The following is a 7,553-nucleotide window of genomic DNA, read 5'->3' on the forward strand; positions in this document are numbered from 1 at the left end:
ATGCCCGGACCAAGCGACCGGGTGCTCGTCGACCCCGACCGGATGCGTGTGCTGGTGTCCAGCGTGGCCGAGGCCGGGGATCTGCTGCGCTCCTGGTCCCGCTCCCTCGTCGCGGCGTTGACGGATGCCGGGTTGCCGCCCACCCCGGCGGAACGGCTCGGCGCGCTGGAGGACGAAGTCAAGGCCGAGGTCACCATGCTGCGGCGCCGGCTGCGTCTCGCCGAGGGTGTCGACGACGGGATCGGCATCACGATCAGGCCGACATCCGCCCCGCTTCGGCGGCCGGTGCACCGCGAGGCGCCGGGCATTCCTGGTACCTCCGAGGCGCCCCGCACCTCCGAGCAGGCCGTGGCCGCCGGACGGGCGTTGGCGCACTCGCTGCGGGGGGACGAGCCGGACCGGCACGGATCAGGCCGGCACGGAACGGGCCGGGGCGGAACGGGCCGGGGCGGAACGGGCGGAAACGCCTCAGGCATGGTCACCCCGCGTGACGCGCTGACCGTGCTGCGGTCCCGGATGAACGATCCGGACTTCGTCCTGGGCTTTCACGACGCGCTGGGACCCGACGGGCTCGCGCGGCTGCTCTACCGGGTGGAGGGACTGTCGCGGGGGCCGATGGTCCACCGTCCACCCGAACCGCTCGGCTTCGACCGGCGGGAGGCCGAACGGATCCTCGGCGCCACCCTGGCCTCCTACAGCCACCGGCGAACTCTCGACGCCGCCTGGCTCGGTCGGTTCAACACCGCCGGGAGGACCGACACGGCCGAGACGGTCCTACTGACCCCCCTGCTCGCCTCGGCCCGCCTCGACAGTGCGCTGCTAGACCGGCTGGGCCGGATGGCCTTCGGACCGGGTGACCGACCGGGTAACGGACCAGGTGACGCCGCGGTCGCCCCGTCGGCGCCRCACGACGTCGGCCTGCTCGCCCCCGCCGCGGCCGGGCCCACGAGCCGGGGCCGACCGACCGTCACCGACTACCAGGGGGTGCTGCTGGACGCCATCGCCGCGACCCCGGCGCTGGCCGCCCGGTTCGCGGCGGACCACATCGACACCATCCTGCGCGGCGCGGCCGTGCTCGCCCTTCCGCTGCCGGTGGATCTCGCGACGGCCCGATCCCTGGAAGATGCCTGGATCCGGCTGGTGGCCGCGGCGGGAAGCCAGGAGAGCCGCCGTGCCGATCCGCGGGCCTCGGCCTCGTTCGTCTCCCGGCTGGCCGGGGCCGTCCAGGCGACCGGTGACCGGCCATTGCTCCTCCGGCTGCGGGCGGCCCTCGTCCCGGCGCTACGGACCTATCGGGACGAGCTCTACGACGCCGTCACCGCCGTGGTCCCCGGTCCCACGGTGGACCCGCAGGCCGGGGCCGCGGCGGCGCAGTCCGCCCTGGTCGAGCTGATCCCGCTCGAGGCGTGGGAGTCGCTGTTGCGGGAGTGCCTGCGCGGCGGGGCGCTGGCCGGTCTGCTCGCCCAGGATGTCACGACCTACGGTCTTCGTCTCGACGACCAGGTGGCCGCCTCGGTCCAGGGCTGGAAAACGGCCCCCGGCGGGTATTCGTCGAGCCCCCTGGCATTGGGCTACCTGCGGGTCGAACGCGCGCAGGCGTTCTTCGCCGGCGCCCTCGCCGATGCGACCGAGGCGGTGCTGCGCGAGCATGCCGACGCGGTCGGCGCCCACCGCCGGCAGCAGGCGGTGCTGCTCGACGTGCTCGGGGAGGTGGGCAAGTCCATCGATCCGACGAACCCACCGGGCACCTTCGTCCATCTGGGCGTCGGGGTCACCGTGGAGATGATCGAGGCCTGGATCCGGGCCCGTTACAGCGACCTGCCGACCACCCGCCCCGCCCAGGTCGTCGCGGACCTGCGAGACGCCTCCCGGGTCCTGCCCGGCTGGGCGGCGGCCTACGAGACCAGCGCCCGCCGGCTCTGGGCCCGCCGGGATCGTGACCCGCTCCGGCCGATCGCGGTGGCCCCCGCCGGCGGGCCGTGCCGCGTCTACACCGGCGATCCGAGGGCCGACGGGTTCATCACCTCGCCGGCGGAGAACTTCCTCGACGCCTCGGGGAATCCGCGTCCGTCCGCGCGGATGACGCCGACCCAGCGGCGTGCCTATGCCGCCTGGCTCGCGAGCCCGGCGATGGTCGCGAACAACGACCGCATCTCGTTCCTCGACGGCCGGGCCGGCAGCCGGGGATCCTCCCTGCCACCGGACTGGGGGCGGCGGCCGGGCTGACCCGGCCCCCGGCTCTCCCCGTCGCCACCGGCTAGATGATCATCCCGGCGCCGAGAGTGGTCCCGGTCGACTCGTCGATGAGCAGCACGCTGCCGGTGTTCCGGTTGCGGCGGTACAGGTCGTAGCACAGCGGGGACGTCGTCCGCAGGGCGATCCGGCCGATGTCGTTCAGACCCAGCGTCTCGACGGTCTCGTCGCGGTGCAGGGTGTCGATGTCGACGCGGTAGCAGATGTCGGTGACCATCGCCCGTACCGAACGGGTGGTGTGCTTGATCCCGATCCGGGCCCGGCGGCGCAGCGGGGCGTCGACCATCCAGGAGACCATCAGGTTGAGTTCCTGGCCGACGGTCGGCTGGTTCATCGGCCGGGCGATCATGTCGCCCCGGGAGACGTCCAGATCGTCCTCGAGCCGGATGGTCACCGACATCGGCGGGAAGGCCTCGTCAACCGGGCCGTCGAACGTGTCGATGCCGACGATCCGCGTGGTCAGCCCGGAGGGCAGGACGACGACCTCGTCGCCGGGCTTGAGCACCCCGCCGGCGACCTGACCGGCGTACCCGCGGTAGTCGTGCAGGTCGTCGTTCCGCGGYCGGACCACCCACTGCACCGGGAAGCGCACATCGATGAGGTTGCGGTCGGAGGCGATGTGGAGCTCCTCCAGGTGGTGCAGCAGCGAGCTGCCCCCGTACCAGGGAGTGCTCGGCGACCGGGAGACCACGTTGTCCCCGCCCAGCGCGGAGATCGGGATCGTCGTGACGTCGACGATCTCCAGTTTCGCCGCGAAGTGCYGGAACTCCTCCTTGATCTTCTCGAAGACGTCCCGATCGAAGTCGACGAGGTCCATCTTGTTCACACAGAGCACCAGATGGGGCACGCGCAGCAAGGACGTCAGGAAGGCGTGCCGGCGGGTCTGCTCGACGACCCCCTTGCGCGCGTCGACGAGCAGCAGCGCGAGGTCGGCGGTGGACGCGCCGGTGACCATGTTGCGGGTGTACTGCACGTGCCCGGGGGTGTCAGCGAGGATGAACGACCGCCGGGGCGTGGCGAAGTAACGGTACGCGACGTCGATCGTGATGCCCTGCTCCCGCTCGGCCCGCAGACCATCGGTGAGCAGCGCGAGGTCGACGTAGCCGTCGCCGCGCTCCCGACTGGTCCGCTCGACCGCGGCGAGCTGGTCGGAGAACAGCGACTTCGTGTCGTAGAGGAGCCGCCCGATCAGGGTCGACTTCCCGTCGTCGACGGACCCCGCCGTCGCGACCCGCAGCAACTCGGCCATCAGAAGTACCCCTCCCGCTTACGGTCCTCCATCGCCGCCTCGCTGACCCGGTCGTCAGCCCGGGTCGCGCCGCGTTCGGTGAGCCGGGTGGTGGCCACCTCGGCGATGACCTCCTCGACGGTCGCCGCGGTTGACTCGACCGCTCCGGTGCAGGTGATGTCGCCCACCGTGCGATAGCGCACCTGCCGGGGCGCCGCCGTCTCACCGGCCAGGGGGCGGGTCAGCGGCGTGACCGCCAGCAGCATGCCGTCACGCTCGAACACGTCCCGGCGATGCGCGTAGTAGATGGAGGGGATCTCCAGCCGTTCCTGGGCGATGTACMGCCAGATGTCGAGCTCGGTCCAGTTCGACAGCGGGAACACCCGGATGTGCTCACCGGGGCGGTGCCGGCCGTTGYAGAGCGACMACAGCTCGGGGCGCTGGTTCTTGGGGTCCCACTGGCCGAACTCGTCCCGGAAGGAGTAAACTCGCTCTTTGGCCCGCGCCTTCTCCTCGTCCCGRCGCGCGCCGCCGAACACCGCGTCGAACTTGTTGTCGGCGATGGCGTCGAGCAGCACCGGTGTCTGTAGCTGGTTACGCGAGGCTCCCGGACGGGTGTCTTCGGTGAGCACGCCCTCGTCAATGGCGGCCTGGACGGAACCGACCACCAGGCGGGCGGCGAGCTCCGCCGCCCGCCTGTCCCGAAACTCGAGGACCTCGTCGAAGTTGTGCCCGGTGTCGATGTGCAGCAGGGGGAACGGCAGCTTCGCGGGCCAGAAGGCCTTCTGCGCGACCCGGAGCATGACGATCGAGTCCTTCCCGCCGCTGAACAGCAGGGCGGGACGCTCGAACTCCGCGGCCACCTCGCGGAAGATGTGGACGGCCTCGGCCTCAAGCATCTGCAGCTGGGTGAGCTCGTAACCCATCACCGGCACGCGAAACCCCCCGTCGAGGCGATGTGTCCCACCAAAGTAGCGGACACGGCGGCCCTGCCGGCGGTTTCGGCGGCATTACGCCCCTCACGGTGGACCCACATCCACGACCGACGCCATCCAGAACAACCATGGATCGACAATCGCCACCCTCCGCGGCCGCTCCGAGCGCACTCCGCAGGCACGCGCCTCAACCGCCGGAGCCCCCCGCGGCGCCGATCGCCCGGAGAACCTCCGATGCCCAGCTCGCAGCACAGATGACCAGGTCGGGCAACAGCGGGTCGGGCTGGTTGTACCGCAGCGGCGAGCCGTCCAGCCGGCTGGTGTGCAGCCCCGCCGACCGCGCGACCGCCACCGGGGCGGCGGAGTCCCACTCGTACTGGCCGCCGGCGTGCAGGTAGATCTCGGCTTCCCCGCGGATGACGGCGCCGGCCTTCGCACCGGCCGAACCCATCGGGACGATGGTGGCGCCCAGTGCCTCCGCGACCTCCGTGACCAGCTGTGGGGCCCGGGTCCGGCTGACCACGATCCGTGGCGGACGCGCCCCGRCCAGCTGCGGCGGCAGCCCGCCCGCGCTGGACAGCGTCAACCCGAGCGCCGGCAGCGCCACCGCGCCCGAGACGAGCTCGCCGGCCTGCCAGAGCGCGACATGCACCGCCCAGTCCGACCTGCCGGGTTCGGCGAACTCGCGGGTGCCGTCCAGGGGGTCGACGATCCAGACCCGCTCCGCGGACAGCCGCGCGACGTCGTCAACGCCCTCCTCGGACAGCACAGCGTCCCGCGGGCGGTGCCGCGCCAACGCCCGGGTCAGGAGCTGATGCGAACGCGCGTCCCCGGCGTCACGCAGGGTCGCGGGTTCGGCGAACCCGACCTCCTCCCTGATCCGCAACAGCAGTTTGCCGGCGTCCGTGGCCAACCGTCGGGCCAGGACGTCGTCATCGAGTTCGTCGGTCGCGATGTCGACCGGCACGGTGGACGGCGGGCGGGTGTCATCGGTGTTCATTGGGATGGAGTCTGTCACCAGCTACCGTCGCAAGTGTGAGTACCACCTCCCATCCCGCCCCCGATCCTGATCACCACCCCAGGTCCGGTGCCAACGGTGCCGCCGGTGTGACCGGCGGATCTGGCAAGTCCGGCGGGTCCGGACCAACCCCCGTCCTGGCGACGCCGGCCCGGGGCGCGGAGCTGACGGCCGCGTCGGTCGCCTGGCCGTCGCTGACCCTGCGCCCGACCCAGCTCGCCGAGCTGGAACTGCTGCTGCTCGGTGCCTTCGGGTCGGAACCCGGTTATCCCGAGGACCCCGAGATCAACGGCGTGCCGGTGCCGACCCTCGTCGTCGGCGCGGCCGAGGCCGAGGCACTGACACCGAGTTCCACGGCGGCCCTGCGGGACACCGAGGGAGTGATGATCGCGGCGCTGCACCTCCGAACGACCATTCCCCTGCCGGACCAGCCGGGGGGGCCGGACGGACCCCGGGTCCGGCTAGTCGGCACGGTCGAGGGCATCCGGCTGCCCCACCACCCCGATCATCCCGGCCTGCGGCTCACCCCGGCCCAGGTCCGGGCCGAGCTGCTCGCCCGAGGCTGGATCAGCCTCGAGGCGGGTTCCGGCGCGTGCTGGGCGGTGTGGGCGGACGGCCTGCTCCACACGGCGGACGTGGGCCGGATCCGGGCGCTGACCCGGCAGGGCAAACGGTGTGTCGTCCTCGCCCCGGTGGGTGGCGCCGATCCCGCGGACGCCGAGCATCACCTGCGGGTCCGTTGCCTGCTCGCCGCTCTCAAGGCGGTTGACGCCCCGTTGCGGGCCGCCGAGGCGACGCTCTCCTCGGAGGCGCTCGCCGCCGACGCGATCAGCCCGCCGGGTGTTGCCGGCCGGCGGTCGGAACCGCCGCCAGACCCCTACCGGCGGCCGAAAGCCGGCGAGGCGGGAACGCCGGAGCACCGCAGCCTGCTGGTCCTCGTTCCGGTCATCCCGTCGGAGGCGCTGGCCACCCCCCGCGAACCGGGCATGAGCGCGACGGTCCTGAAAACATCCGCGAAACCGAGCGACGCGGCGGCAGGGGTACCGGGCCCGGCCACGGCCGTGACGCCCGCCCCCCCAGCGCCGACGGACCTGGCGGACATCGCGTGGGCGGCGGCGGGCGCGGCCTGGACAGGCGTGGAGACGGCGGCGAGCTCCGCCGACGAACTGGCGAAACTCGCCGCCCAGCGGGCGCATCTGGCCAGCTTCTACGGCCTGACCGGCAGCCTCATCGGGCCGGCGATCGGGGCACCCGGGCGGATGGAGCTGGCCTCGCTGCTCGACGCTGGCAACCCGATACCGGCCGAACTGACCCCGCCGACGGTGGCCGCGGAGCTCTCCCGCGCCATCCCACCACGTTCGAAGCGGGGCCTGACCGTGTTTCTCACCGGGCTGTCCGGCTCCGGGAAGTCGACGCTGGCCGGCCTGCTCGTCTGTCGACTGCTGGAATACGGCGGACGCCGGCTCACTTTGCTCGACGGGGACGTCGTGCGGACCCACCTGTCCCAGGGACTGGGATTCTCCCGCGCCGACCGCGATATCAACGTCCGACGGATCGGCTTCGTCGCGGCCCAGGTCGCGGGAGCCGGAGGCACCGCGGTGTGCGCGCCGATCGCGCCGTACGCCGACGTGCGCGCCCAGGTCCGGGGGATGGTCCGGGCCGCAGGCGGCGGATTCGTGCTGGTACACGTGTCCACACCGCTGGAGGTGTGCGAGGCGCGGGACCGCAAGGGGCTCTATGCCAAGGCGCGCGCAGGCGTCCTGCCCGCCTTCACCGGCGTGTCCGATCCGTACGAGACGCCGACCGACGCCGACGTCACGGTGAACACCGCGGAGCTCTCCGCCGAGGACGCCGTGGACCGGATCATCGACCACCTACGCCACGCCGGCTGGCTGACTAGCTGATCATGCGGGCCCCCTAATACGCCCCCTCGCGACGCAGCACGGCGAACACGGTGCGCCAGAGGATGACGAAGTCCATCGCCAGTGACCAGTTCTCGACGTAGCGCAGGTCGAGACGGACCGACTCGTCCCATTCGAGGTCCGACCGGCCGCTGATCTGCCACAGGCCGGTCAGCCCCGGCTTCACCATCAGCCGGCGGTGCACGTCGTCCTCGTAG

General features: G+C 72.3%; 6 protein-coding genes. 2 read left to right on the forward strand and 4 right to left on the reverse strand.

The window, feature by feature from the left end; translation table 11 throughout:
* Positions 1-2,226, forward strand: coding sequence for a hypothetical protein (locus Manayef4_RS21760; protein ID WP_070133173.1), 2,226 nt, complete (start codon positions 1-3; stop codon positions 2,224-2,226).
* Between the two features lie 31 nt (positions 2,227-2,257).
* Here Manayef4_RS21760 and Manayef4_RS21765 read toward each other — a convergent pair whose 3' ends face one another.
* From Manayef4_RS21765 to Manayef4_RS21775, 3 genes are all read right to left on the reverse strand, one after another.
* Positions 2,258-3,502, reverse strand: coding sequence for a GTP-binding protein (locus Manayef4_RS21765; protein ID WP_070133174.1), 1,245 nt, complete (start codon positions 3,500-3,502; stop codon positions 2,258-2,260).
* Positions 3,502-4,407 (reverse strand): sulfate adenylyltransferase subunit CysD, encoded by a 906-nt coding sequence (gene cysD / locus Manayef4_RS21770; RefSeq protein ID WP_070133175.1) that lies wholly within the window; start codon positions 4,405-4,407, stop codon positions 3,502-3,504. The genes Manayef4_RS21765 and cysD overlap by 1 nt, the downstream gene beginning before the upstream one ends.
* A gap of 196 nt (positions 4,408-4,603) precedes the next feature.
* On the reverse strand, positions 4,604-5,416 hold the full coding sequence (locus tag Manayef4_RS21775) for a 3'(2'),5'-bisphosphate nucleotidase CysQ (protein WP_070133177.1): 813 nt from the start codon (positions 5,414-5,416) through the stop codon (positions 4,604-4,606).
* 35 nt (positions 5,417-5,451) lie between these two features.
* Between Manayef4_RS21775 and cysC the strand changes: the two genes are divergently transcribed.
* A complete protein-coding gene (gene cysC / locus Manayef4_RS21780) occupies positions 5,452-7,338 on the forward strand; it encodes an adenylyl-sulfate kinase (protein WP_035958213.1) in 1,887 nt (628 codons plus the stop codon).
* Between the two features lie 13 nt (positions 7,339-7,351).
* Here cysC and Manayef4_RS21785 read toward each other — a convergent pair.
* Positions 7,352-7,553, reverse strand: a 202-nt coding sequence (locus Manayef4_RS21785; RefSeq protein WP_139140177.1) for a sugar transferase, incomplete at its 5' end; no start/stop codon positions are given.

Source organism: Frankia sp. CgMI4 (genome assembly GCF_001756285.1).
Taxonomy (GTDB): Bacteria; Actinomycetota; Actinomycetes; order Frankiales; family Frankiaceae; genus Frankia; species Frankia casuarinae.